Here is a 24,204-nt window from a genome sequence, read left to right as displayed (position 1 = left end):
TTAATGGGTCCTCCAAAATACTTCGAATCCCTCAAAAGGCCAAAAAGTTTAGGGAGAAAAGTAAATAAAAATCTAATTTTTCCTAATACTTTTACTCCAAAGGGTGTTTCTAAGATGTTAAACAGGCTTGGATTCAGCTACTCTATGGCAACGTATACTTTGATAAAGCTGATCTGGACAAAAAAAGAGTTCAAAGAAGCCACTTTTCCGGAGTTGAAAAAGGAACTGGAGAATGGTCTCATTGATCACTTGTTATTAACTGCCGTTGATACTTTCCGACTAAACAACACCAGCCCGAACCGCTTTTTTCCGTGGAGTGCCTGGCGTTGCTATCCTTGAATCAAGAGATTTTAAGATAAGTTATATCCACTCCGGCCATATCTCTTGCTTTTTTCTGAATTTGTAATATATTTTTCAAATGGTATGATTGTGCTATCAATATAGAGTTCCAGCCGGGAGTGAGCAAAATGAAAATATCAGCGCAAGATAAGGTATTTACTCAACTTTCGCAGACTGAAACAGGTAGGTATACCTTGATATAATTCGGCAGACCCGCAATCCATTGTTGTAGTTGACTTTTGATCAGTTGTTGAATTTTCTTATTACTTTTATCCAGAGTATCTTCAAGAATCTCGACTAACTGCTGCAATGCAACAGCCCAATCAAGGTCATCTATTTCATCACATAATTCATAAAACATGCCACCTAATGTTCTGTCATCTACACTGCAACGGTTTTGCCATGACAAGACAATATACCTTGCAAACACAATGGTCGTGTGGCTGATAAGCGCGTCATATGAACGACTCTGGAATTCCTTTTGTAGTTTTAATAGGGACTTTGTTGTTTTGAAGAAAACCTCAATATCCCAACGCATCCCGTAAATACGGATGATTTCCTGGTCACTCAGTGTACAGTCTGTACTCAAAATCGCCAACCAGTCGCTTTTCTTGTTGCGGTTGCGAACAAAGACAACTTTAATTGGCACGCCATTGGCCTGCGTTGTATGGATGGAACGCAAGATTCCTTTCTTTCCACTAGTCGGTTTAGCTAGACGATACAATTCATCTAGGCTAACACGCTTACCATCGACAAAATAGCGTTGTTTTAATTTTTTGACCATACCAATTACGTCAAGACCTTGTTCTGTAATCTCCTTGATGAGAGGTTGTTGGGTGAACCACGAATCCATTAGAACATAGGAAGCATCGATACCAGAATTCATCGCCCGGGCAATCATGCCGGGAATCTGTTCTGGTGCCGTTTGTAATGCTTCTTTTCGGCGCTTATAACCGGAGCTACGTTTATCGATATTTTCGGATATGCCGTTGATCTGGCTCTTTTTCGAACTCAATAATGAGAAGTCAACGGGTAGGAATGTTGCGCCATCAGACCATCCTAATGTCAACATGCGGAATCCTTTGTAAAAACGCATTTTTTGAGATGCATGATCAAAGCAGCGAGCCAGAAGCTCAACGTGTTTGCTTCGGTTCCGGTCATAAGATGAATCATCTAAAATCAATACTTTCGGACGGTCATGACGTGTCAATTTCGAAACTTTTCCAATCACTGAGGCAACCAGTGAAAGGAGGAAACGACGCCAGTTGAACGTTGATTGGTTGAGAAACCGATAAACGGTATCTTTGGCTGGAATGTCTGTAGCTTTCTTACTTTCCAACATCCTGAACCAGTTTTTGTTTTCAAAGATCATACAAAAAATCAATTGAAAAATGTAGGCACAAGAAAAACCAAAGGACTTCGTAATACCGGCGATTCGCAAGTGTTTCAACATATTCAACTCTTTAAATGTTGATTTTATTTCATTTGGTAGTTGATTATTCAGGCTGTTTTTCGCTATCATAGTAGGAGACACCTCTTCTATTTGGTAGTGATTTTCGATAAATCAACTATACCAAAAGTAGAGGTGTTTTTTCATATATTAATTTTACTGTCAAGTGCTGTATCTGAGACGTAATAGACATTAGCCAGCACTGAATTTATTATGATTTTCTAGGTGCGAAAGTTGAGGTATTTAAATTACTAAGCGAATTAAATACCGCCAAAGATGGAATTACTGCATCAGAAATTGCAGAAAAGCTTTCCCTTTCAAGGCAAGTAGTAAGTCATTATCTTTCCAGGTTACTTGAAGAAGGAAAAGTGGCAAAAACAGCCACAAAACCTGTCTATTGGTCTGTTATAAGCAAGATGAAAACGGAAGACGTCTTCGAATCTTTTATTGGATATCATGGCAGCCAGAGTGAAATCATACAACGTTGCCAGGCGGCGGTTAAATACCCTCCTAACGGTTTAAATATATTGATCACCGGACAAAGAGGTGTCGGCAAAAGTTTTCTCGCGTCGTTAATCTATCAGTATGCCATAAATCAAGAGGTTATTAAAAAAACGCCCCTTACATTGTTTTAAACTGTGCAGACTACGCAGACAATGCAGAATTATTATCTTCTGTTCTGTTTGGTTATAAAAAGGGTGCTTTTACGGGGGCAACCCGGAAAAAGACGGGCTTATCCAAGAGGCGGACGGTGGCTTTTTATTTTTAGACGAGATCCATAGATTATCTAAAGAAAACCAGGAAAAGCTTTTTTTGTTCATGGATACCGGCAAATACAGACCGCTCGGGGAAAATAAGACATGGAATGAATCGAAAGTCCGATTTATTTTCGCAACCACAGAAAATGAGGAAAATATATTTTTAGAAACATTTCTGAGAAGGATTCAAGTACATGTTACTATTTCTAATTTCAATAACCGGCCATTGGCTGAAAAAATACAGTTAATAAAATATATGTTTTATCAAGAAGCAAACATCCTTCAAAAAAATATATTGGTTAAAGGAGAGTCCGTACAATTATTATTAAACAGCCATTTTAATGGCAACATCGGAAAGTTAAAAAATATGATTAAGCTGAGTTGTGCTGATGCTTATAATCATCATCCCGACCATGATACTTTACTGATAAGCCCCGGTACCATTTCTGATATGCCTGTTCGGAAAGCGGAAACAAGCAAGTATCCGCACAATTATCTCTTGATTGAATATGCATTCCCTTTTGATTTTGACCAGGAGCATGCAGATGGCTTCATGCTGGAATTGAAAAAAATCATGTCAGATTTGCACGATGCTAAAGGCACGGGTTCAAAGGCGTCATTGGAACAATTAAAAAACAGATTACAGACGCTTCATTTAAAAAGCTTGGGTAACTTTTCTTACTTTGAAAATGTATCCAATCAAAGCATAATGTATGTAAAGAACATGTTTATTCAAAAATGGGAAGATATCATTATGAACCGGTACGGGATTGTAAACAGTGTATCAATAGACAAAATCAGCTTTGATTTTTATTATTACATTCATGAGAAAAAGATACCCTTTTTAGGCTGTTTAAAGGATTTAAATATAGAAATTCAAACGGTTTATCCAAGAACGAGTTATATTGCCGATAAATTTGTCAGTTCCCTGCACTTAACAAGCGAAAAAAGTGCGTTCCTAAAAATAGTGATCTCCCTCCTGCTATCTGATTATGTGAAAGAAGATATTGAACTGAAGGGTTTGCTCATCGCTCATGGAGAAAGCACGGCCAGCAGTATCCAGTCTGTGGTCAACCGATTATGTGAAACATATGTTTTTGAAGCCATTGATATGCCGATCAATACAGCACTGGAAAATATTATTACAGAAGCACGTATGTTTATTCATCATCAGGCGAATCCGGACGGGCTTACTTTATTAGTTGATATGGGTTCGCTCAGCAAACTGTATTCATCCATTAAGAACGCTCTGCAGGGTGATTTATTAATAGTCGACAACTTAACCACCTCGATTGCACTGGACATAGGGCTTAAAATAAAAAACAGGGTGCCTTTTAAAACCATAGCAGAGAACAGTCTGTCGAAAAATATAAAATTGAAACCCAGTATTTTGAAGGCTTCTCAAAAACAAAAAACATCATTATTTCTTGTATGTCCGGCATGGGCATATCGGAAAAAATTAAAGATATCATGAGCAAGTATTTATCTACAGAAAAGATAGAAGTATTAACGATGGAATACAGGGAATTGAAAAATACAATTGACAGGAATTCAAAAAATTATTTTGACAAAACAAAGCTTGTCATTACCACAACGGACTTACCAAGCTCTTTTTCCATTCCCCATGTCAATATATACAATATGCTGGATGCAGAGGGTATTTCCAATTTATGGAGTTTAATTTATAACGATATCAGTAGAAATTCCTTTGATAAAATGATTCAGGAATTGCTAAAACTATTTTCAATACAAGGCGTGGTAGACCGGCTGAAATTTTTAAATCCCGTTGTTGTGATCAATGAAGTGGAAAATGTTTTGACAAAATATGAAAATTATTATCGTATTACGTTTACTGGAAAAGTAAAGTTAAATTTGTATATGCACATCGCTCTTATGATAGAACGTCTTTTTATTTCTCGAGAAGAAAAAGAGGATATTAAAGAGAAATTGTCAGAACCCGAAGCGGAATTCTACGTTACTTCAAAAAATATTTTTAAGCCAATGGAAAATAATTACAACATTATGGTCAGCCAATACGAAATCTCGTTGTTATACCAATTAATTGGCCCGTTTATTCAAAAATGAGAGGGCTTTCGTGAATCCCGTAATCTGTCTATCCAGTGTTCCTGTTGTGTCCAATTTTTTGGACACATTATTTTTTACAATTGAAATGCCTGGCATACCTGTTTTTTAAAAGACTGGCACGGAAATTGCATTAATAATATACGAAAAACCGATGAGACGAAAGGAGGAGAGAAATGAACAAAATATTAGTTGCCACTCATGGTTATTTTGCAAACGGCATCAAAAGCAGTATTAAACTTCTTACGGGTGTGGAAGAAAACATCTATTTTTTGAATGCATACGTCAATGATGAGAGCATTGACAAACAAATTGAACATTTTTTCCAATCTGCAAGTGAAGAAAATGAAATTATTATCTTTACTGATTTATACGGAGGAAGTGTAACCCAGAAGATCATTGCTTACGCCAGTTCCATAAAAAGAAAAGTGCATCTCATTTCCGGTTTTAACTTACCGGTCATCCTTGAAGTCGTGCTTTCAACAAAAAAACTGACGGATCAGCTGCTAGAGGAAATGGTTGCCGATTCTCAGAAACAAATGAAATTAATCGAACTAAGCAATCTTTCCAAACAGGAAACGGAAAAAGATAACAATGAGGATTTATTTTTTAATTAGGAGGGATTAAGATGATCGTTGCTCTGAGAGTGGATGAAAGATTAATACATGGACAAGTAGCCATGACTTGGACGAAGGCGTTAAAACTTGATGGTTTAGTAGTTGCAAATGATGAGGCAGCAAATAATGAAATTCAAAAAATGAGTTTGAAAATGGCTGTGCCTCAAGAGATAAAATGCATTATTAAAACGGTGGAGTCTGCAATACAACTGCTGAACGACCCAAGGGCTCAAAAAATGAGGCTTATGGTATTGGTCACAACTGTGAAAGATGCTGTTACAATTTGCGAAAGATTTCAGGACATTGAACTCGTAAATATCGGAAACGCCGGAAAAATGACAGATGGGGAAAAGATCACATTCTCAAAAGAAGTCATGCTCACACAAGAAGAAATTGATCATTTAGAAACATTGGTAAAGCTGTATCCAAATACAGAATTTCAGCCTACTCCAGCCATGGAAAAAAAGTTAGCTGTAAATATCCTTAAAAACATAAGACGTTAGGAGGAATACCTTGTGTATGATGCAATTGTCGTCGCGTTTGCAGTATTTGCAGGAGTTGCAGGACATGAATTGCTTGGCATGTCTATGCTAAGCCGCCCAATCGTTGTCGCTCCTCTTACGGGTTTATTACTGGGGTACTTAAACACAGGACTCCTTGTAGGGGCGTCTCTGGAAACAATATTTATGGGCGTCGTCAATATTGGCATATCCAGTACAGCAGAGCCTTCACTGGCAGCAGGATTAGCCACTGTTTTTTCAATCAACATGGGCGGGAATATGGGCGCGATTATCCCGTTGGTTTTTCCATTAGCCATTTTAGGACTGCAATTGATGAACTTGATCTTTTCTTTTGTTATCGGGCCATTTGCACCGAAATTCAGAAAGCTCGCGCTTGAAGGAAAAGAAAAATCAATCGTCGGCCTTCACTATGGATTATGGTTCTTACACTATGGTTTATATGCGCTCATCCCATTTTTCGCGGTATTGTTTGGATCGGATGTTGTCAGAGATGTATTAAACAGTATTCCGAAAGTGATTATGAATGGTTTAACAGTTGCCGGGAACATGTTGCCTGCCGTAGGGATGGCAATGCTGTTAATGATGCTATGGGATAATAAAATTGCTGCTTACTTCTTTTTAGGCGTTGTATTGGTTGCATATTTAAAACTTCCTTTAATTGCTGTCGCTACAATCGCGTTTATCATTGCTGTCGTTGTTTCTCCAAGAGATCTTCAATTGAAAAAGATGGCAACGGCAAGTGCCCCGGATGTAAATGCCGCCATCTCGGATGAAGAGGAGGACTTTTTCAAATGAAACTAACACAGAACCTTAGTAAAGACGAAAAGAAAATGATTAGAAAAATGTTTTGGCGTTCCGCTACCATGTATATTTCGGTCAATCCGATTACGATGGGAGGAGGCGGTTTTTGCTACTCTATGATACCGTTTATTCACCATTTCTATAAAAATAAAGAAGACCGGAAATTAGCGCTTGAAAGGCATACAGCTTATTTTAGTACAACTATCCCCTTTGCTTCTTTTGTGATGGGAATTGCCGGTTCAATGGAAAAGGAAAACAGTGAGAAACCTAACTTTGATCCGAAAAGTATTAATGCCATTAAATTAAGTTTGATGGGGCCGTTAGCCGGCATTGGTGATTCCCTTTTTTGGGGTGTATGGCGTGTTGTATGTGCCGGACTGGCAATCGGGCTTGCAAATGCGGGGAATTTCCTGGCACCGCTTATCTTTTTATTGGCGTTTAATATACCCAACTATTTAATCCGGTATTACGGCGCATTTTTAGGATATTCACTTGGGTCCAAGTATATTGAAAAAATGTATTCAGAAGGCATTATCGCAGTTTTAACAAAAGCTGCCAGTATTTTAGGGCTGATCATGGTTGGTGCGATGGCTGTCCAAATGGTTAAATTTAAAACAGTCTTAGCTTTTCATATGCATGGAAAAGAAATCATGAACGTCCAAAATGTATTGGATAGTATTTTTGTAGGAATCATTCCTTTGCTGATCACTTTTCTTTGCTTCTATTTATTGAAGAAAAAAGTAAATGTTATCGCAATTATCTTCGGGATCATGGTTTTAGGCGTACTGTTGTCTGTCTTGGGCATTGTCTAAAAAAAATTCGGGAGAAAATAATATGGCAAAAAACATAACTCAATTTATCGATGAATCGGTCAATCCCTATTTCAATTTAACAATTGAGAACGGAAAATATTTTAGTACAAATAAAGAAAGTTATTATCTCAAGCAACTGCCGGATCAATCTTTTTCTTTTGATGTTACAAATAATAAAGTGACATCCAGTATAGATGAGTTTGGAACCATTAAAAGCATATCGTTTTATCATGGTAATTATTTAACGGAAGACAAACCCGGGGTATGGGTATCAAAGGATTTTGTTCAGGAAAATGACTTATCATTTAAAATACGTTATGATGATAAACTTTATGACTTTAAAAATTCCAAAAACAGGGTTGAGGCAGACCTGGTGTTTAATTTGTTTCCAAGAATTAAACACGACTTAAAAGATTTAAAATGCACCATCATTGTGTATGCACCCGTCGGAAGAACGGGTGCAAGACTAAGCTGCCTTGTCTATGGGATCTATATTGAAAATTTGAAGCCAACAAATCTTACAGGCGAACTCATATTGCCAAAGTTGTATGAAAAGAAATACTCGGATCGGCGCAATATTTTAATGCATTGCCCGCAAAGCGCGGATAAAAAAACAGTCCATTTTTCTATAAGTCCGGGTAAAGCAAAGTTCATACCATTCATCTTATGTGATCCGAATGCTTACAGCTCTGAGGAGTAAAAATTTTTCGTGATAATTTAACTATTCCCCCCCCAAAAATGCGGCTAAATATGTAATAATTTAAATAATTAGAGCTTGCTGGACGAATATTTTGGCATGGCTTAGTGACAAGTCGAATACAAGCTAAAATTTGATTCGTTCAGCAAGCCCTAATTAAACTTGGCTGTTTTGAGGGGGTTTTTATTTTGGTTACTAGAAAAGAAAAAAGAAATCGTGAAAAAGAAGCAAATTATTTTTTCGAGTTCCTTAAAATTCAGAAGCATTTTTTCAAAGACCTGATGAATAACCTAAAAAAGGTAGCAGACCACCGACATCAAAGCTATATCACTTATGGTCCAGAGGTCCTTTTATTTACGATGATGTTGAAAAATATGACCGGCCTAAAATCCATGAGAAACATGAGTGAGAGTTTTAATAAAGAAGAATGTATTAAAAATGTAGGGAAGGTGTTAGGCTTAGATTCTCTTGAAGAACTTCCACATTATGATACAATTAACGACTTTTTATCTGGCTTAGATGTAAATGAATTAGAAAAAATTAGAACGTATATGATTAAAGAATTATTGAAAAAAAGGTCTCTCGAGTCTTATCGAATTGAAGGAAAGTACTGGGGTGTCATCATTGATGGAACTGGATTACACACCTTTCATGAGAAACATTGTAAACACTGCCTGAGACGGGCATATACAAATAAAGAAACAGGAGAAACGAACGTACTTTATATGCACCATGTACTTGAAGCCAAGCTTGTCGTGGGGGATATGGTCTTCAGTATTGCCTCCGAATTTATCGAAAATGAATCAGAAAATGTTTCTAAGCAAGATTGTGAATTAAAAGCCTTCGACAGGCTGGCAAAGAAAATAAAAAAAATATTTAAAAGACTACCGATTTGTATCTTGGGAGATAGTCTCTATGCATGTGAAACGGTATTTAATCTGTGCAGGGCGCACAAATGGAAATATATATGCAGATTTAAGGAAGGGAGAATTAAAAGTATCTCGACGGAGTTTAGGGCAATAAAAGAGCTGGAACAAAGTAAGGATCAGAATTCATTAGTTTGGGTGAATGATATTGCCTACAAAGACAGAACGGTCAATCTGATGGAGGCCACAATGAAAACAGAGGATGGGAAATCGAAAGAGTATGTATTTATAACGGATATTAAAATCACGAAAAAGAACGTGGAACGACTCATCGCTGCAGGAAGAAGCCGCTGGAAGATTGAAAATCAAGGATTTAACGAACAAAAAAATAATCGTTACAATATAGAACATGCCAATAGCCAAAACTACACAGCCATGAAAAATCATTATTTATTAGTTCAAATAACAGATATTATTAGACAGCTGTTTGAAAAAGGTTCGTCAATCTTAAAAGCACTCAAAAAAACGGCAAAAGAAAAATCCTCAAATCTGTTGGAATCGTTTCGGACACGCATTTTAACAGACGAGGATTTCACCCATTTAAGTAAGCCAATACAAGTAAGGTTTACTTAATGGTTATATTATAGCAAAGGATGTGATGTAAAAAAAGGTTTTTTTGAAGTTATCCACAATTTTAAAAAAGAAATTTGCAAATTCGGCTCTTTTTGACTTTGAAAGCAGAAAAAATAGATGGAAAAATTTTCTAAATGTGGATAAGTCATTTTATCATAAAACATCTAAAAATTGATGAATTTACTCTTCAGAACTGCGAATGCTTATGAAGATCTTGACAAAGCAGAAAACGCCAATGAGGAATACGGAATATATGAAACCTATTCATATTATAAAGAACGCTTTGGAACGCTTTCCATAAAGCATGATCCAATGGCAGCATATCTTTTGCAAAGGGCGTTGTATCAAAGTTTGGGTGCTTTAACGATGAATTCGAAGGATGAGATTGTCGGGGCGAATTGGGGAACAACACCGGTAACGAATAGGATATGGAATAAGGATATGTATTACGCTTATCTTCCGTTCTCGATTTTTGAACCCCATTTGTATAAAAAAGGCATCTTATGGTTCCTGCAATACGGAATTAAATTTCCTGGAAGCAAATTTAGAGGGGGATTATTTCATTCCCTTAGCAATTCACTGTCTTCGATTATGATGGCAGGGATGTATTTCGAAGCAACCGGTGACCGAACATTTTTCCTGGAGCATCCAGAGGTGTATCCGAAAATGTTAAATATATTAGAGGAAATCCTAAACAGCAGACAAGCATCCGAACCTTACTTGTTTCACTCACTTTGGCTGTCAGATGCTTACTCACTGGGAAAATATCACCTTGGTACAAATATTTGTGTCTGGAAAGGTTGCCAGTCATTATCAACAATCGCAGCGTTCGTATACCATGACATGGAAAAAGCGAATGAATTAAAAAATATAGCAAACTTCATTAAAGAAGATATAGAAAAATACATGACAATAGATGGAACTCACGGGAAACAGTATCTAGAAGGCATTGGCGGATTAACAAATGATACAAAAACTGTTTATCCTCTGCAACCCTACCAGGACGACATTACGAAACAAGGATTAATTTTTCTTACGGATGTCATTGAAAATGGAAGTATAAATCTTGTCATGCATGACGGGGAAGAAACGGACACGACCTTAATGCCCTACTACGGATATAAATCCTATAGTGATCCCATATTAAGGAACTATATAGCCTTCAGCATGAGTCATGAAAATCCGACTTATAATCCGGAAAATAAAGGGATTAAATGGGGAAATGAATCCGGTGCAACTTTTCCGGGTTACATTACTGCCATGTTAGGCATTACAGATGAGGAAAGTATGAATGGAGAAGAAGGATATTTACGTGAGCTAAAACGTCTTGCCGACTTAGATGGATCATGGTGGTGGTGGCCGTACCAGCTAAATTGTAAGCGGGGGGATGTGGTAAGAATGAACAGCTGCGGAAAGTGCAGCTGGGCATCTGGCACATTTGCCACGTTATTTGTAACACAAATATTAGGCATTCAATATAACGCGCTTGCTAAAACGCTGTATTTCAGGCCTTTTTCACCATCCGGCAGTTTTAAATGGGAAAATTTGATGTATGGCTATTCTAAATTCGACTTGTCATTTGAAAAAGACGATGAGGTTTCTATTCGTATTACAAACAAGAATGAAGACTTGGTCGAAGCTTTCGTTGAAATCATTACCGAGAAAAAGCCTTATGATCAAACGAAAAAGATGCTTTTGCCATTTCAAGAATCCAGCTTTCTTAACCAAAAAACCGTGCTGGTCAAAGTAAAAATACCGCCTCATGAAACCTTTGAAATGATAACGAAAGACTAAATTTACATTTACGCTGTGCCAAAATGTGTATTGGGGTGTGAAATATGAATATCTTAAATAATGTAACCAGATTCAAAGGAGAACAGTCCAGAACCATCTCTCCGGAGAATCCTACTGGAGAAAAAGGGAAGGCATGCATGTTTGACAGTAAACTTGGCCCGGGCAGAAAAGGAAGAGGAAGCATATCACTGCCGCAAGGGAAAGAAACAGTCATTGCTGAGATATCCGGCACAGGCATCATCAAACATATGTGGATGACCATTCGGGAAAATACTGAAAAAGGCAGCTTTGTGCTCAGGGATGTAATTTTAAGAATATATTGGGATGGGGCTCGAACACCAGCTGTAGAAACACCGCTCGGAGACTTCTTTTGTAACGGATTCGGCGAAAGATACGATGTAAATTCTTTGCCAATCGTCGTCAATCCAAATGGTGGGATGAATTCTTATTTTGAAATGCCTTTTAGAAAAAAAGCAAAAATCACCATTACAACCCACATTTCGCACGTCTTAAATAAAATTCATTTTAATTTTTGAATGAACTATATTTAAACATTTTAGTGGGATGATATCTTCTTATTTTTGAGGAATTTTCGATAAAGTTCTTTTCAATTCGACATTCTTTTCATGAATTCCTCCTGTTGTGTGTTATTTGCCTTGGTTTTCGACATTTTTTGACGCGTATATTGATAGATCATACCCGCATAATTCAATGATTTTTTTGGCTTGTGAATCAATATTATCGGGTAAGAGCCTTATTTTTTGTTGATTTTGATTTATAAGGATCACGGTAATATCTTCTAATTGCTCTAACAATGCTTGGCCTGTGGGTTGATAGAGTTTCCTTTTTCCTTTCAAGATTAGAGATAGGTTCTTTTCTTTCAGTTCTTTTCTAACTCGATATTCTAAAATTCCATAGATTAATAAAGCCATCACATACACAATACCTAAGGCCTCAACCCTTTCTGGGGTTTTCAAGTAAATGGCATCAATCATTTGTGAATCTTTGATTAATCGGAAACGGGTCTCAGCGGCCGACTGTCCTTTATAAACCCTCAAAACTTCTTGATTGGATAGTGTCTCCTCATCTAATTTATTTGTGATTAAAACAAAAGTGCTGAGCATTTTTTTCTTATTTTCGATAAAATCATGATCTTTTTCAAACGATTCCAGTTGTATCTGATAGATTTGTTCTCGTTTTGTCTGTTCGTCCTTTTTAGGTCTTCCTCTCTTTTTTCGTTTGATAGGTTGATCACTCATCTGGACGTTTAGTTTATAACAGAAATATGAAGCCTTTTGTTTTTTCTTAAAAGATTGAATTGCTTCTAGTGCGTCCTCTTTACAATGAAAGATAACTTTACTCAGTTTTTCTATCTCTTTTTTTAATTGTATTTCTTCCTTTTCGATCGCCCGATTTAGGGTTTTCTCTTTTCGTTGATCTAAATTGTTTGAGTGGACAACAAGAAACCGGTAAGGAAGGTTTTGAATTTGTCTTTCAAAAGCTTGAATTTGGTAAATAGCTGCGTCTTTTTTATTGCTAAGTGAGCCTACCCTTTCCCAGTTATTGAGCAACCATGCCTCTTTCTTTAGTTCTGTGCTTAAACCGAATGTATCAGGTAAACGGGAAATAAACGATAAATTTTGTTGTTGAATTTCCGCTAGATTTTCCGTTGTGATTAATGCAGAATCGGCTTGATAAATGAGATTTTTCCAATCTTCATGGGAAAGGATTTTTCTCATCTTTTGAATGAATTCCACATTCCAAGATTTATCCGAAGTATTCCCATTTTCTACTTTTGCAAGGATAGGAATTCGTTCAGGTGTGACCCCCATCCCCAGAACGATTTGTTTTAAGTCAGGCCTATGGGCCTTACTATACCCGTACGTAATTTGCAGTCCATCTTCCTTCGGTTGCTTATATTCGCCGTAAACAGAAATTGAGGTTGTATCGTTATGCAGTATACCAATAGGAAGATTCAATTTTTTTAGTGCTTTTAATGCAAGGGTGGAATAGACTTTCCATGCTTCGGCTTCATACAAGTAATCTAATGCTCTTCCTAATGCATCATCATTTAATTGATCGGGTGAAACCGATGTATCGAAAAGCATCTCAGAATCTAGGTTTTGATAGAATTCATGAACCTTATAAAGGGGCTTGCCACTGCATAAAATGTTTAAGACAAGGGCTTTAATCCTTGTTCCGGGTGAGATATGACAACGGACAGAATCCCATTTGACTAAATCATTAATGGTTTTTTCGAGTTCTATTTCATCACACAGTTTAGATAAAAGTTGAGACGGCCCCACATGTAAGGTTAAAATTTGATCTGACATAAAAATTTCCTCATCTTCCCGTAATTAGATAATCATTCAATTCTACAAAGAAGGAGAAAATTCCTTTAAAAAAATCATAAAATGGAAAAATTTACGTGCGGAATATGCGTTACAAATGAGCATCCTAAAGATATTTCATCCTTCTTTTATACCATTAATTATAATTTAGTAGATGAATTGGATAATGATGTACTTTACTTCCATGCATATTGGAATCGGGAAAGACAAACCAAATTACAAAAAGATTATGTGGTAATTGACAATATTCATGGACATGGATATTATGTGGGAACTTTTCTTGCTCTGACTGCTTTGGAAAGATATTGGTGGGGAGAAGGTGAATTTAAATTTTATATTGATGGCGACGAACAGTATCCCACCATCTCTTCTACAGGAACAGAAGATTATTTCGGGGGAGCCTGGGCTTTTCATCAGAAGGATCTATATGGCAGACCTTCTGCAAAAAATTACTCAACATTATTCTTGGGCTATCCATTCCATTCCAATCGGGATGCTACAAGAGACCGTTTTGAAACCGGCAAACTGAATGCGGTTCATGCATTTGGTGACGACGGATTGCCCCGGCATGGATTATACCGGTGGCATCTCCTGGATCCCATTGCGTTTAAAGAAAATTTGAAAGTAACATTACAGCAAATAGGAAATGATGACATTCAATTATTTGAAAGGGAAGATGACGTGTCAACCGTTGCGTATTGGTATCAAAATAGTGCAGAAGGAGCAATGGACCCGATTCCGGACAGGCGGGCAAGGCTGCCGCGTTAATTCACAAAAGTTGGGTATACGAAAACCCCTTCCTCGGAAAAACCGGGGAAGGGGTTTTCATGGAATCATTAGAGGATAAAGGCCAGTTTGGAAAGAGGAAAAAAGATCTCTGTTTCCTCTATTGCTGGTAATCCATCCTGCCCTTTTAGAATCCGATTCTCTAATGCAGTTTTTGTGCAAGATCACGGGGAACATTTTTATGTTATGATTCTGCGGCGTTCCTAGTCTGGGTTCCGTTCAGAAAGCAGCTTATACTTTGCATCCATCATGTCAGCATTTAAGTCTTATGCTGTAAAACCGCATCGCTTCAAGACGGCCTTTCGTTTCGAATACGCCAGCTTCAATTAGCTTTCTGATGCGATATTCAAGAAATGTATCCCCCACGTATTGGTCTAAATGCCCGATTACCTCGCCAATGACCCTGGCTGAATTTATAAACTTCCTTGCATTGCCTTTACCATGCAGCTTTTTTACTTTGTCGATAATAAATTCATCGAAATAGTCTTCAGAAACGCTAAATATTTTTCCGTTCTGCCAGATCCTTAAAGTCTCCCGGGTTTCTGCAAGACTAAGCCATTCTTTTTTCAAACCTGTTCTATCATGGTCCGTCAACAGATTTCCAGCGCCATGTTCATATATGTGTTGGAACTTTTCAGGGATCATTTCGCCTGAATGAAGCAATGTATATTTTACATTTTTTACCGGGAATCGTTTTTCATACTCCTTTGTCGTGTTTATAACGGTTATATCCATATTTTTATCTTTTAATAGATACACAGCGAATCGCAATCCTACTTGTTCGTGCGCATTATCAGAGGTCCAAATTGTTACATGCTCCTCATCAGCTACTGAGTTGATCTGATCGAGTGATCTTTTAAATTCTTTGAGATAATCCGGAATTTCATCAAATTCATCACTCATGCACTTTTCCATCCACTTCAATCTGGATTTAACTCCGATTTCTTCATTTAACTTATAAATGGGGCCAACGGAAAATATATCCCAAAAAGAGATGACCGTATCCTTCTTATCAAGTCCCATTTTCCTTAATGTATGTTTCAAGCTGCCCGAAGCTGCTGCACCAAATAGAATATGTATCATTTATCCATCCCCTTTAGTTTCGTTTTCCTCCCTCCACCAAATCCAAACCAGTCGATCACGTTCTATGCGACACGGATTGAATAGAAAACCCGCCCAATCCCTCATGCGTCGTATATGTAATCGCTGCATCATGATAATGAGAGAGAAAGATTAGTCTTCAGGTAAGTTGGATCAATCATTCACCCATTTACATTTCCTCATACCCCATTCACAGGTTACCATTTGAAAGCTTACCAAACGCTGGTATCCTTGCATCACCGAAATTAGCTGAGAAGAAAAGGGGACCTGTTACTGTATAACGGGTACCCTTTTGAGGTGCAACATTAAAAAATAAGTTAACAACACAAGCAAAGGTAGGAAAAATCTCATATTGTCACTGACACTTTAAAATGGCGAGAAACTGATGGGATCATTTGTCCGAACGTTGACGGCATTATTGTCACTCATAGGGGAAGCCATCTTGTAATACCGCGGCTTCCCCTATGACTTTAATATAAAAAAGAAGTAATAGCTTACCTTTATTATCTATATACAAGTCCACCATCTGTTAAAATTGCTTGTCCTGTTATATAATCAGCGTCATCTGATGCTAAGAATGAAACTAAGTTTGCTACATCTTCCGGGGTTTGATATCTTCCTAATGCTATTTCAGAAGAAAACTTTTCAAATGCTTCACCAGGTTTTAAATCATCACTATATTTGACCATTTCTTCATCAATTCGATCCCACATTTTCGTCTTAGCGACACCAGGGCAGTATGCATTCACTGTAATTTGATATTTGGCTAATTCTTTGGCAGCGGAATGAGTAAAGGATTTAACTGCGTGTTTCGTAGCTGAGTATGTACCCAACATTTCGTAGGATTCATGTCCAGCTATACTGCATGCGTTGATAATTTTCCCTTTTGATTTCTGGCTTATAAATTGTTCGGCTGCTGCTTGTGTTCCAAAAACAACGCCATTTACATTAATACTAAAGAGCTTATTCAGCTGTTCCTCTGTAATTTCTAAGAATGGGGATACTGCATCAATTCCAGCATTATTTACAAATACATCTAAATGGCCAAACTTCTCAACACCTTTTTTAACAAGATTAAATTGGTCATTTCGTTTAGACACGTCACCTTTGACGCCAATAACATCATAACCTTTATTTTTAAATTCGTTGACGGTTTCATTTAATAGTTGTTCGTTAATATCATGAACAACAACACTAAAACCATCTGAGCATAATCTTTCTGCAATGCCTTTTCCTAACCCACCAGCTGATCCTGTTACAATTGCAACTTTAGACATAAAAAAGATCTCCTTTACAATAATTTAAATTATTCATAATATAGAATAACAGTTTCTATGAAGCATGTGCAACCAAAGTCTCTCCAGTCTTCTTCCATATCCAAAGTGGAGCTTGAACCAATCTCCACATCGAACCTTGTAATCCGGTGATTACCTAGAAGACTATTCCAACAATCGAGTTCCTCATTATTTTATGCCTTCCCACCCGGTTCTATAGCTTCCCCCCATTCCTATAATGCTTTATACTCGGTTAAGATTCGTTCAACATGCATCGCAGCAACTCACAACGTCATCAAGTAGCAGGTTGTACATACATTGTTGAGCTAACAGGGAAAACCTTGAGCTCTCCTATAAATTCTTAGCTAATACGGCTTTCGAAATGAAGACTGATATTAATATCGAAACGATTGAAACAATAGAAAGAACCAGAAAGGAATAACTTTGGATCAGATATATGAAAATTAACAAGGAGTGGAATCTATGAATTCAAAAGAAGTTGAAGCAGTTTTTACACTCCAAGTGTTTAAAAGATATGAATATTTTATTAAAAAGAGTGTTGATTATGAAGAAATTTGGGGACTATACCACCATGGCTGGGCGATGTCTAAGGATGATAACGGATGTCCGCTTGTAAATTTTTGGCCCAAAAAAAATTGCACAAAAATGTGCAGTAGAAGAATGGAAAGAGTACCATGCAAAAAAAATTGACCTTTATGAATTTATGAACGAATGGTTACCTGGGATGAAATCAGACGGTATTAAGCCATCCATATTTTGGAATAACGTTGATTCAGTCGTAGTAGATACAGAAAGACTAAAAAAAGACTTGGATGAAGAACTTGAGAATTATTAGGTGAACCAAAACCGTTTTTCCTTTTTTTATCAGGATTTTTAAAGATCGAACCGCCTTTGAACCAGATCCGAGCGGCTATATCCATGAACCTTTTATTCGGACAACATCTTACCTTCCCTGAGAAAAACTGCATACAGTTGGATCTATACTGGAAGATGCCAAAATCACAATCAGGAAAGCTTATGCAGGATGACATCGTTCCCACACTAAAAAAATAAGGCCTATTGTATCTGCAAGACCTTAAAAAGAGGCGTAACAAAATGATAAATTTTTTTGTTTTGTTGGTTTAAAAAACCGAAACCTGTTTCACTTTATATTCTAAAAACAGGCCAGGGTTAAACCGCCAGGCCTGTTGGTTTTGGCTAAAGTAAGTTCAAAGCTGAACATTTGGTCAAAGGGTACAACGGCAAAGATGCAAAAAATGATAAATTTTTTGTTTCAGTGTTTTAAAAGTTCGAAGCTTATTTCACTTTATATCATGAAGATAGTCCTGGGGTTAAACTGCCAAGCTTGTGGGTTTTGGCTAAAGTAAGTTCAAATCTGAGTGTTTGGTCAAAGGGTACACGGCAAGCATAAAAAAATGATGATTTTTTGTTTCGGTGGTTTAAAAATCCAAAATCTGATTCACTTTATATCCTAAAAACAGGCCTGGGGTTAAACTGCCAAGCCAGTGGGATGTGGCTAAAGTAAGTTCAAAGCTGAGCACGTAGTCAAAGGGTACAACGACAAGCATGGAAAAAATGAAAAGTTTTTTGCTTCAGTGTTTTAAAAGCGCAAAGCTTATTTCACTTTATAATAATGAAAAGCAGGCCTGGGGTTAAACCGCCAGGCCTGTAGGTTTTGTCTAAAGTAAGTTCAAAGCTGAACATTTGGTCAAAGGGTATAGCGGCAAGCAAACAAAAAAATGATAAATTTTTTGTTTCAGTGTTTTAAAAGTCCGAAGCTTACTTCACTTTATATAATGAAAACAGGCCCGGAGTTAAACCACCAAGCCTGTCTGTTCATTCAAGTATGTTTAAATTACGACCTGTCTTGCCTGCGTTCCCTTTCATGATCTGTCATTCGACGTGGGGTGCAGAAGTTCCCGGCCCCCTGCTTTGTAAAAACCTTCACAAAGGTCCTGCCTTGAAACCTAAGCCAGGTTCACTTCAATATTGATTTTGTTATCCGTGATCGTGTATATATAATCTTTTGTAATCCATCTGGCATTTTTAATTATGCAGTGGACGAGGTCAGGATCTTTGTCTTCAAGCAAAATTTCCAGCAAACTTTTTAATTCTATTAAATAGTCGTAATCCATTTTCATGAACGGGTTGTATCCGACTAAATAACTGGCACGCTTCAACAGTTTCACTTTTTTTGTTTCATGGCTGTGCCAAAAAATATCGCCTTGAATGATCAATTGGTTTTCCCGAAGGTTCTTCATGGCTTCGCCAACATAATTTTCTTCAATCTTGTAAACACCAGGTGTCACTTGACTCAGCTTGTCCATATTCATACGTACTCACCTATTTTCTCATCGCAGTATGGCAGAAAGGTTTCTATATTTATACCCTGTTTCAAAGAAGGTAAGCCAGACATATACCGGGTGGAAAAACCGGAAAATTTTTCAAAAAAATCTTGATTGCCCGGAGAGAGGCCATTATAATAAAACCAAGATTGCGAAATATCCAACGAATATGTTTTGGAGGGATGCGCATGAGAGCAGCAGTCGTCAGTTCTGATAAGCAAAAACTGGTAGAGGTCAAAGATGTGCAGTTGCGTCCACTTGAATATGGGGAAGCTTTGGTGGATATCGAATACTGCGGTGTCTGCCATACGGATCTGCATGTGGCAAAGGGCGACTTTGGCGATGTGCCGGGACGCATTCTCGGCCATGAAGGAGTCGGCATTGTCAGGGAAGTCGCGGATGGTGTCACTTCTCTTAAAGTGGGCGATCGTGTAAGCGTTGCCTGGTTTTTTGAAGGCTGCGGGCATTGTGAGTACTGTTTAACGGGAAATGAAACATTTTGCCGTGATGTGAAAAATGCAGGCTTCAGTGTCGACGGAGCCATGGCAGAGCAGTGCATTGTCAAAGCGGATTACGCCGTAAAAGTGCCTGAAGGGCTGGATCCAAGGCAGGCGACGAGCATTACTTGCGCAGGTGTCACCACTTATAAAGCCATTAAAGTCGCAGATGTGAAGCCGGGCGAATGGATTGCCATTTATGGAGCCGGCGGTCTTGGTAACCTTGCTGTCCAGTACGCCAAACATGTATTTAATGCGAAAGTCATTGCGATCGATATCAATGACGACAAACTTTCACTGGCAAAAGAAGTCGGTGCTGATCTCACCTTTAATTCCAAAACGAAAGGCGATCCGGCTGAATGGATCCAAAAAGAAGTTGGCGGCGCGCATGCTGCAGTGGTAACGGCTGTTTCAAAACAGGCTTTTAACCAGGCTGTCCACTCTGTACGGCCGGTTTCAAAAGTCGTTGCTGTCGGGCTCCCTCCGGAAACAATGGATCTTGAAATTGTGAAGACGGTTCTTGACGGAATAGAAGTCGTCGGCTCTTTGGTCGGCACGAGAAAAGACCTTGAGGAAGCCTTTATGTTCGGGGCGGAAGGAAAAGTCGTCCCGGTTGTGCACACGCGCAGACTGGAAGAAGTGGGAGAAGTGTTTAAAGAAATGGAAGAAGGCAGAATACAGGGCAGGATGGTTCTGGATATGTCGTTGAAATAAGCGTGGACAAAACCTTATGACATTGGCGGAAATGGAAATCCCCGTTTGAACGGGGATTTTTCGCTTTTTTGCCGGTTTGTTCGTATAATAGGGATGAGTATCGTGTACAGGGGGGCGCCAAACTTGCGGAGGGAAATCATTGCTTTTTTAAAAGAGAAAATAGATCCGGATTTTATCATTTTGTTCGGTTCGTATGCAAAAGGATATGCCCGGATGTTGACATCGCTTTTTACAAAGAAGGCGGTATGCTGACACCCTATGAATGTTTTTTGTATGCTCAGGAACTTGCAGATAGATTAAATAAGGACGTGGATCTTATTGACCTGAACCATGCGTCTACTGTATTTCAGGCGCAGATTTTTGCAACCGGCATCGGTATGGATATAAAAAATGAAAATGCACTGAATGTAAAACGCATGCTGGCATATATGTTTGTATGCAAAGCTAAATGAGGAACGTGCCGAAATCTTAAAAAACATTGCAGAAAGCGGGGCTATGTATGGAAGATGAAGCGGTCTTCAATAAGATAAGTATTATTGAGCGCTGTCTGAAACGTGTCCGGGAAGTGTACAGCGGCTCTCCTGCAAGTTTGGAGGATTTTACGAAACAGGACTCCATCATTCTCAATATTCTGCGTGCCTGTGAAGCATCGATTGACTTGGCCTGCATATTACTGCAAAAGAACAGCTCGGGCTTCCACAGACGAGCAGAGAGGCTTTTGATCTGCTGAAAGCGAACGGAGTAATCAATGAAGAAACGGCCGCAAAATTAAAGGCAATGGTTGGGTTTCGGAATATCGCTGTTCACGATGACCAGGCTATTGATTTGGATATTTTAAAGCAAATCATAGAGAAACATCTTGAGGATTTTACTTCATATACAAAGCAAATCTTATTTTACAGAAAGCAGGCGTGACTGATGCCATCTTATGTTGTAATTGGCGGCGGAGTGCTCGGTGCTTCTGCTGCATATCATCTTGCAAAAGCGGGCGCAGCTGTTACACTGGTTGACAGGGCTGACCCAGGGCAGGCAACAGAGGCGGCTGCCGGAATCATTTGCCCATGGCTGTCGCAGCGACGCAACAAAAACTGGTACCGGCTCGCAAAAGCAGGTGCAAAATACTACCCTGATTTAATTGCCCAATTGGAAAAAGACGGGGAAACGGAAACCGGTTATAAACGGACCGGCGCCCTCAGCATACATACAGATGAAGAAAAGCTCGATAAAATGCAGGAACGCGCGTTAAAGCGAAGGGAAGATGCGCCTGAAATCGGGGAAGTGAAACGCCTGTCTGCGGCCGAAACGCATGACATGTTCCCGATTCTGGACGAACGGTTCAGTGCGGTCTATGCAGGCGGTGCCGCGCGCGTAAACGGGAAGGCATTGCGCAATTGCCTGTTAAATGCTGCTTGCAAACGCGGGGCCAAAGTCATTCAAGGCAGTGCCAGGCTGCTTGTGGAAGGTAGAAAAGTCATCGGGGTTGAAGCCGGCAGCCATACGCTGCATGCGGACAAAACGATTGTGGCAGCGGGTGCATGGGCAAAAGATTTGTTCCAACCGCTCGGTGCGGCATTTCAAGTCAGCCACCAAAAAGCGCAGATTCTCCATTTAAAACTGCAAGGTATGGACACAAGCAGCTGGCCGGTCGTCATGCCGCCGAATGATCAGTATTTGCTGGCATTCGATGGCGGCCGTATCATTGCCGGCGCCACCCATGAAAACACGGAAGCTTTTGATTTGCGCACAACAGCCGGCGGGCTCCACGAAGTTTTAAGTAAGGTGCTGCCGGTTGCACCGGGCTTGGCTGAAGCGTCCCTTATGGATGTGAAAGTCGGATTCCGGCCGTTCACGCCGGGATTTTTGCCGGTGATCGGTGCCTGGCCCGGTTACGAAGGGCTTCTTTGCGCAAACGGCCTCGGGGCATCCGGTTTAACGGCCGGCCCTTTTCTCGGCGCAGAGCTTGCAAGGCTTGCACTCGGCCGGAAAACCGATCTGGATTTGTCACCGTACGGGCTGAAACAGGCAATTGCCCCTTTATAAACGGCAGGCTGGTTTTTATCAAGAAAAAACAGGAGCGAAACAATGAACGATTCCTACTTTGACGGAATTTTGCATATTAAAACAACCGGTGAGCAGAAAGGATTTAATGCATCACTACATTACAATCGTTATGAGCCGACGCCTTATCATGCGCTTTGCGAACTGTTCGATCATTATGAACTGGACAAAAGCGACCATGTGGTAGACTTCGGTTGTGGCAAAGGGCGGCTCAATTTTTATATCCATCATTTGTTTCGTGCAACTGTGACCGGTATTGAAATGAATGAATGGTTGTACCGGGAAGCCCTCGAAAACAAGAAACGCTATGAGAGAAAATTCCCGGTCCAGCCTGCCCGTATTCGTTTTAAATGCTGTCTTGCCGAAAATTATAAGATACTGCCGGAAGACAACCGTTTTTACTTTTTTAATCCGTTTTCCGTACAAATCTTTATGAAGGTTGTGCAAAATATTTTACGCTCGGTGGAAGAAGCACACCGGGAAACAGACATTATTTTATATTATCCGTCACAGGACTATATTTACTTCCTTGAAGACCATACGCCATTTGAAAAAAGGCTCGAAGTCCCGCTAACATTTTTATATGAGCATAATCCATACGAAAAATTTGTCGTGTACCGGCTTGCATGATTATGATGGACATTTTTACGGTGCGAATAAGAGAGACAGCGATGGCAGGAACCGTTCAACGTCGTCAGCATGCTGGGATTTTCAAAGACAATATGGACGACCCGGCATCATTGAAGCTATATAAGGTGAACTTAAGTTTTTACATCAAATCCGAGCACCCATTAACACGTTGAGTATTTTTTACAGCCGGCAACAGAGCTGCAATATTTTGCTATATTAATCAGAACGTGACGGAAACTGCCGGGGCATAAAGGGGACACGGAAGAAGCGGTGCCTGTCGTTTCTCCCTATTTCCGAAATATGGCATTGATTGCGAAGCGATGAGACTAATCCTTATATGATCATTAATGTAGGACATTCCCTGTATCATGAGTGGCACAGCGATACGGGGAATGTCCTTTTCTCTTCTCCAGATTCTCATTAAATTCAGTTTGTTACCCGTAATAAGGAGATGGTTGCCTTTTTTCCTCTTTAATGCTGCACATACAAATCATGATAGTTTCCCACGCTCGAGTTTCCCCTTCACGGCAAGAAATTTTTTCTCCAGCTCCAAAATGTATTGTCCTGTCTCCTCATACACACGGTCATCCGGTCTTTCCTTTTCTTTTTCTTCTGCCAGGTACTTAAGGAGCCCAAAGTCTACGGTGTAAGACGGCTTGACCAAATTTTCATTTAAAGACAGCTCCTTAAATAAGCGGATCCAGTCTGTAACGCTAAAAGTAAGATCAAAATTTGCCTTGATTTCTTCCTGGAGTGTCGTGTTTTGATACGTTATTGCGGATTCATACAGCTGGATAAGGATTGCTTTATAAGGGGCTTTGAATAAGTCCATGCATATCGCCGCACGATGAATAAATTTTTCTTCTTTTAAATGGATAAAAATAAGGATACAAATCTTTACTGATCAGCATTTGACTCGCAAAATAGTCCGCCTTGCGTTCTGTTAAATCAAATTCAGTAGAAATTTCATGTGAAACAACGGGCAAATTGTCTTCCGTTAAATGGTAAATTTCATGCCAGCAAATAAAGTATTGATATAAACGGGGCTGCGCTGTAT

Annotated in this window: 23 protein-coding genes and 3 pseudogenes; 20 read left to right on the top strand and 6 right to left on the bottom strand. The window is 39.0% G+C overall.

The features are described 5' to 3' along the window. Positions 1 to 114: 114 nt before the first annotated feature. A complete protein-coding gene (locus NSS95_RS14595) occupies positions 115 to 339 on the top strand; it encodes a hypothetical protein (protein WP_013860568.1) in 225 nt (74 codons plus the stop codon). A 160-nt stretch (positions 340 to 499) separates the two neighbouring features. Here the strand turns inward: NSS95_RS14595 and NSS95_RS14590 are convergent, their stop codons facing one another. Continuing rightward, entirely contained in the window at positions 500 to 1,861 is a 1,362-nt protein-coding gene (locus NSS95_RS14590) for an IS4 family transposase (RefSeq protein ID WP_043052472.1), read from the bottom strand. A gap of 134 nt (positions 1,862 to 1,995) precedes the next feature. Between NSS95_RS14590 and NSS95_RS17025 the strand changes: the two genes are divergently transcribed. The 11 genes and pseudogenes from NSS95_RS17025 to NSS95_RS14540 all read left to right on the top strand — a co-directional run bounded on the left by NSS95_RS17025 (position 1,996) and on the right by NSS95_RS14540 (position 11,906). Then, positions 1,996 to 2,424 (top strand): HTH domain-containing protein, encoded by a 429-nt coding sequence (locus NSS95_RS17025; RefSeq protein WP_081092977.1) that lies wholly within the window; start codon positions 1,996 to 1,998, stop codon positions 2,422 to 2,424. Continuing rightward, positions 2,415 to 4,021: pseudogene (locus NSS95_RS14585) on the top strand (sigma 54-interacting transcriptional regulator). Before NSS95_RS17025 ends, NSS95_RS14585 begins: the two are co-directional and overlap by 10 nt. A gap of 38 nt (positions 4,022 to 4,059) precedes the next feature. Then, positions 4,060 to 4,632: a PRD domain-containing protein gene (locus NSS95_RS14580; protein WP_179234739.1), complete on the top strand. Its 573-nt coding sequence runs from the start codon at positions 4,060 to 4,062 to the stop codon at positions 4,630 to 4,632. 173 nt (positions 4,633 to 4,805) lie between these two features. Then, positions 4,806 to 5,246 carry a PTS sugar transporter subunit IIA gene (locus NSS95_RS14575; RefSeq protein ID WP_014096937.1) on the top strand — a complete coding sequence of 147 codons (441 nt, stop codon included), beginning with the start codon at positions 4,806 to 4,808 and terminating at the stop codon, positions 5,244 to 5,246. Between the two features lie 11 nt (positions 5,247 to 5,257). Further along, positions 5,258 to 5,749 carry a PTS sugar transporter subunit IIB gene (locus NSS95_RS14570; RefSeq protein WP_014096938.1) on the top strand — a complete coding sequence of 164 codons (492 nt, stop codon included), beginning with the start codon at positions 5,258 to 5,260 and terminating at the stop codon, positions 5,747 to 5,749. Between the two features lie 12 nt (positions 5,750 to 5,761). Further along, positions 5,762 to 6,562: a PTS mannose/fructose/sorbose/N-acetylgalactosamine transporter subunit IIC gene (locus tag NSS95_RS14565; RefSeq protein WP_014096939.1), complete on the top strand. Its 801-nt coding sequence runs from the start codon at positions 5,762 to 5,764 to the stop codon at positions 6,560 to 6,562. Continuing rightward, positions 6,559 to 7,380 carry a PTS system mannose/fructose/sorbose family transporter subunit IID gene (locus NSS95_RS14560; protein WP_014096940.1) on the top strand — a complete coding sequence of 274 codons (822 nt, stop codon included), beginning with the start codon at positions 6,559 to 6,561 and terminating at the stop codon, positions 7,378 to 7,380. Before NSS95_RS14565 ends, NSS95_RS14560 begins: the two co-directional genes overlap by 4 nt. A 22-nt stretch (positions 7,381 to 7,402) precedes the next feature. Beyond that, positions 7,403 to 8,080: a hypothetical protein gene (locus NSS95_RS14555; protein ID WP_014096941.1), complete on the top strand. Its 678-nt coding sequence runs from the start codon at positions 7,403 to 7,405 to the stop codon at positions 8,078 to 8,080. Positions 8,081 to 8,265: 185 nt separating this feature from the next. After that, positions 8,266 to 9,576: a transposase family protein gene (locus NSS95_RS14550; RefSeq protein WP_014096263.1), complete on the top strand. Its 1,311-nt coding sequence runs from the start codon at positions 8,266 to 8,268 to the stop codon at positions 9,574 to 9,576. Between the two features lie 174 nt (positions 9,577 to 9,750). Next, on the top strand, positions 9,751 to 11,370 hold the full coding sequence (locus NSS95_RS14545; RefSeq protein WP_014096943.1) for a hypothetical protein: 1,620 nt from the start codon (positions 9,751 to 9,753) through the stop codon (positions 11,368 to 11,370). 44 nt (positions 11,371 to 11,414) lie between these two features. Next, complete coding sequence (locus tag NSS95_RS14540; protein ID WP_225620946.1) at positions 11,415 to 11,906, top strand: DUF2961 domain-containing protein; 492 nt, start codon at positions 11,415 to 11,417, stop codon at positions 11,904 to 11,906. Positions 11,907 to 12,017: 111 nt separating this feature from the next. On the opposite strand, the gene NSS95_RS14535 is transcribed toward NSS95_RS14540, so the two are convergent. After that, entirely contained in the window at positions 12,018 to 13,703 is a 1,686-nt protein-coding gene (locus NSS95_RS14535) for an IS1634 family transposase (RefSeq protein ID WP_265115552.1), read from the bottom strand. 81 nt (positions 13,704 to 13,784) lie between these two features. Here NSS95_RS14535 and NSS95_RS14530 point away from each other — a divergent pair, with 81 nt between their 5' ends. Further along, a complete protein-coding gene (locus tag NSS95_RS14530) occupies positions 13,785 to 14,489 on the top strand; it encodes a glycoside hydrolase family 172 protein (RefSeq protein WP_014096946.1) in 705 nt (234 codons plus the stop codon). A gap of 270 nt (positions 14,490 to 14,759) precedes the next feature. On the opposite strand, the gene NSS95_RS14525 is transcribed toward NSS95_RS14530, so the two are convergent. Both NSS95_RS14525 and NSS95_RS14520 read right to left on the bottom strand, forming a co-directional pair. Beyond that, positions 14,760 to 15,590, bottom strand: a complete 831-nt coding sequence (locus NSS95_RS14525) for a DUF1835 domain-containing protein (protein WP_061086800.1) — start codon at positions 15,588 to 15,590, stop codon at positions 14,760 to 14,762. 521 nt (positions 15,591 to 16,111) lie between these two features. Continuing rightward, on the bottom strand, positions 16,112 to 16,885 hold the full coding sequence (locus NSS95_RS14520) for an acetoin reductase (protein ID WP_014096948.1): 774 nt from the start codon (positions 16,883 to 16,885) through the stop codon (positions 16,112 to 16,114). Between the two features lie 480 nt (positions 16,886 to 17,365). Here NSS95_RS14520 and NSS95_RS17020 point away from each other — a divergent pair. Next, a pseudogene (locus NSS95_RS17020) lies at positions 17,366 to 17,738 on the top strand (DUF2750 domain-containing protein). Positions 17,739 to 18,870: 1,132 nt separating this feature from the next. Here the strand turns inward: NSS95_RS17020 and NSS95_RS14505 are convergent. Beyond that, a complete protein-coding gene (locus tag NSS95_RS14505) occupies positions 18,871 to 19,236 on the bottom strand; it encodes a hypothetical protein (RefSeq protein WP_014096950.1) in 366 nt (121 codons plus the stop codon). A gap of 200 nt (positions 19,237 to 19,436) precedes the next feature. Here NSS95_RS14505 and adhP point away from each other — a divergent pair, with 200 nt between their 5' ends. From adhP to NSS95_RS14475, 6 genes and pseudogenes are all read left to right on the top strand, one after another. Continuing rightward, positions 19,437 to 20,459 (top strand): alcohol dehydrogenase AdhP, encoded by a 1,023-nt coding sequence (gene adhP, locus NSS95_RS14500; RefSeq protein ID WP_017551576.1) that lies wholly within the window; start codon positions 19,437 to 19,439, stop codon positions 20,457 to 20,459. Between the two features lie 123 nt (positions 20,460 to 20,582). Then, a complete protein-coding gene (locus NSS95_RS14495; RefSeq protein ID WP_230951708.1) occupies positions 20,583 to 20,711 on the top strand; it encodes a nucleotidyltransferase domain-containing protein in 129 nt (42 codons plus the stop codon). After that, positions 20,705 to 20,911: a nucleotidyltransferase domain-containing protein gene (locus NSS95_RS14490; RefSeq protein ID WP_340714007.1), complete on the top strand. Its 207-nt coding sequence runs from the start codon at positions 20,705 to 20,707 to the stop codon at positions 20,909 to 20,911. Before NSS95_RS14495 ends, NSS95_RS14490 begins: the two co-directional genes overlap by 7 nt. Positions 20,912 to 20,958: 47 nt before the next feature. Next, positions 20,959 to 21,374, top strand: a pseudogene (hepT, locus tag NSS95_RS14485) (type VII toxin-antitoxin system HepT family RNase toxin). A gap of 3 nt (positions 21,375 to 21,377) precedes the next feature. Beyond that, a complete protein-coding gene (locus NSS95_RS14480; protein WP_340714006.1) occupies positions 21,378 to 22,499 on the top strand; it encodes an NAD(P)/FAD-dependent oxidoreductase in 1,122 nt (373 codons plus the stop codon). Between the two features lie 42 nt (positions 22,500 to 22,541). After that, a complete protein-coding gene (locus NSS95_RS14475) occupies positions 22,542 to 23,147 on the top strand; it encodes a class I SAM-dependent methyltransferase (protein ID WP_035183366.1) in 606 nt (201 codons plus the stop codon). A 490-nt stretch (positions 23,148 to 23,637) separates the two neighbouring features. Here NSS95_RS14475 and NSS95_RS14470 read toward each other — a convergent pair whose 3' ends face one another. Next, positions 23,638 to 23,979 carry a hypothetical protein gene (locus NSS95_RS14470; RefSeq protein ID WP_340703024.1) on the bottom strand — a complete coding sequence of 114 codons (342 nt, stop codon included), beginning with the start codon at positions 23,977 to 23,979 and terminating at the stop codon, positions 23,638 to 23,640. Positions 23,980 to 24,204: the final 225 nt, after the last annotated feature.

The organism is Weizmannia sp. FSL K6-3076 (assembly GCF_038007245.1).
Classification (GTDB): Bacteria; Bacillota; Bacilli; order Bacillales; family Bacillaceae_C; genus Weizmannia; species Weizmannia faecalis.
This window is presented reverse-complemented; position numbering and strand designations above follow the sequence as displayed.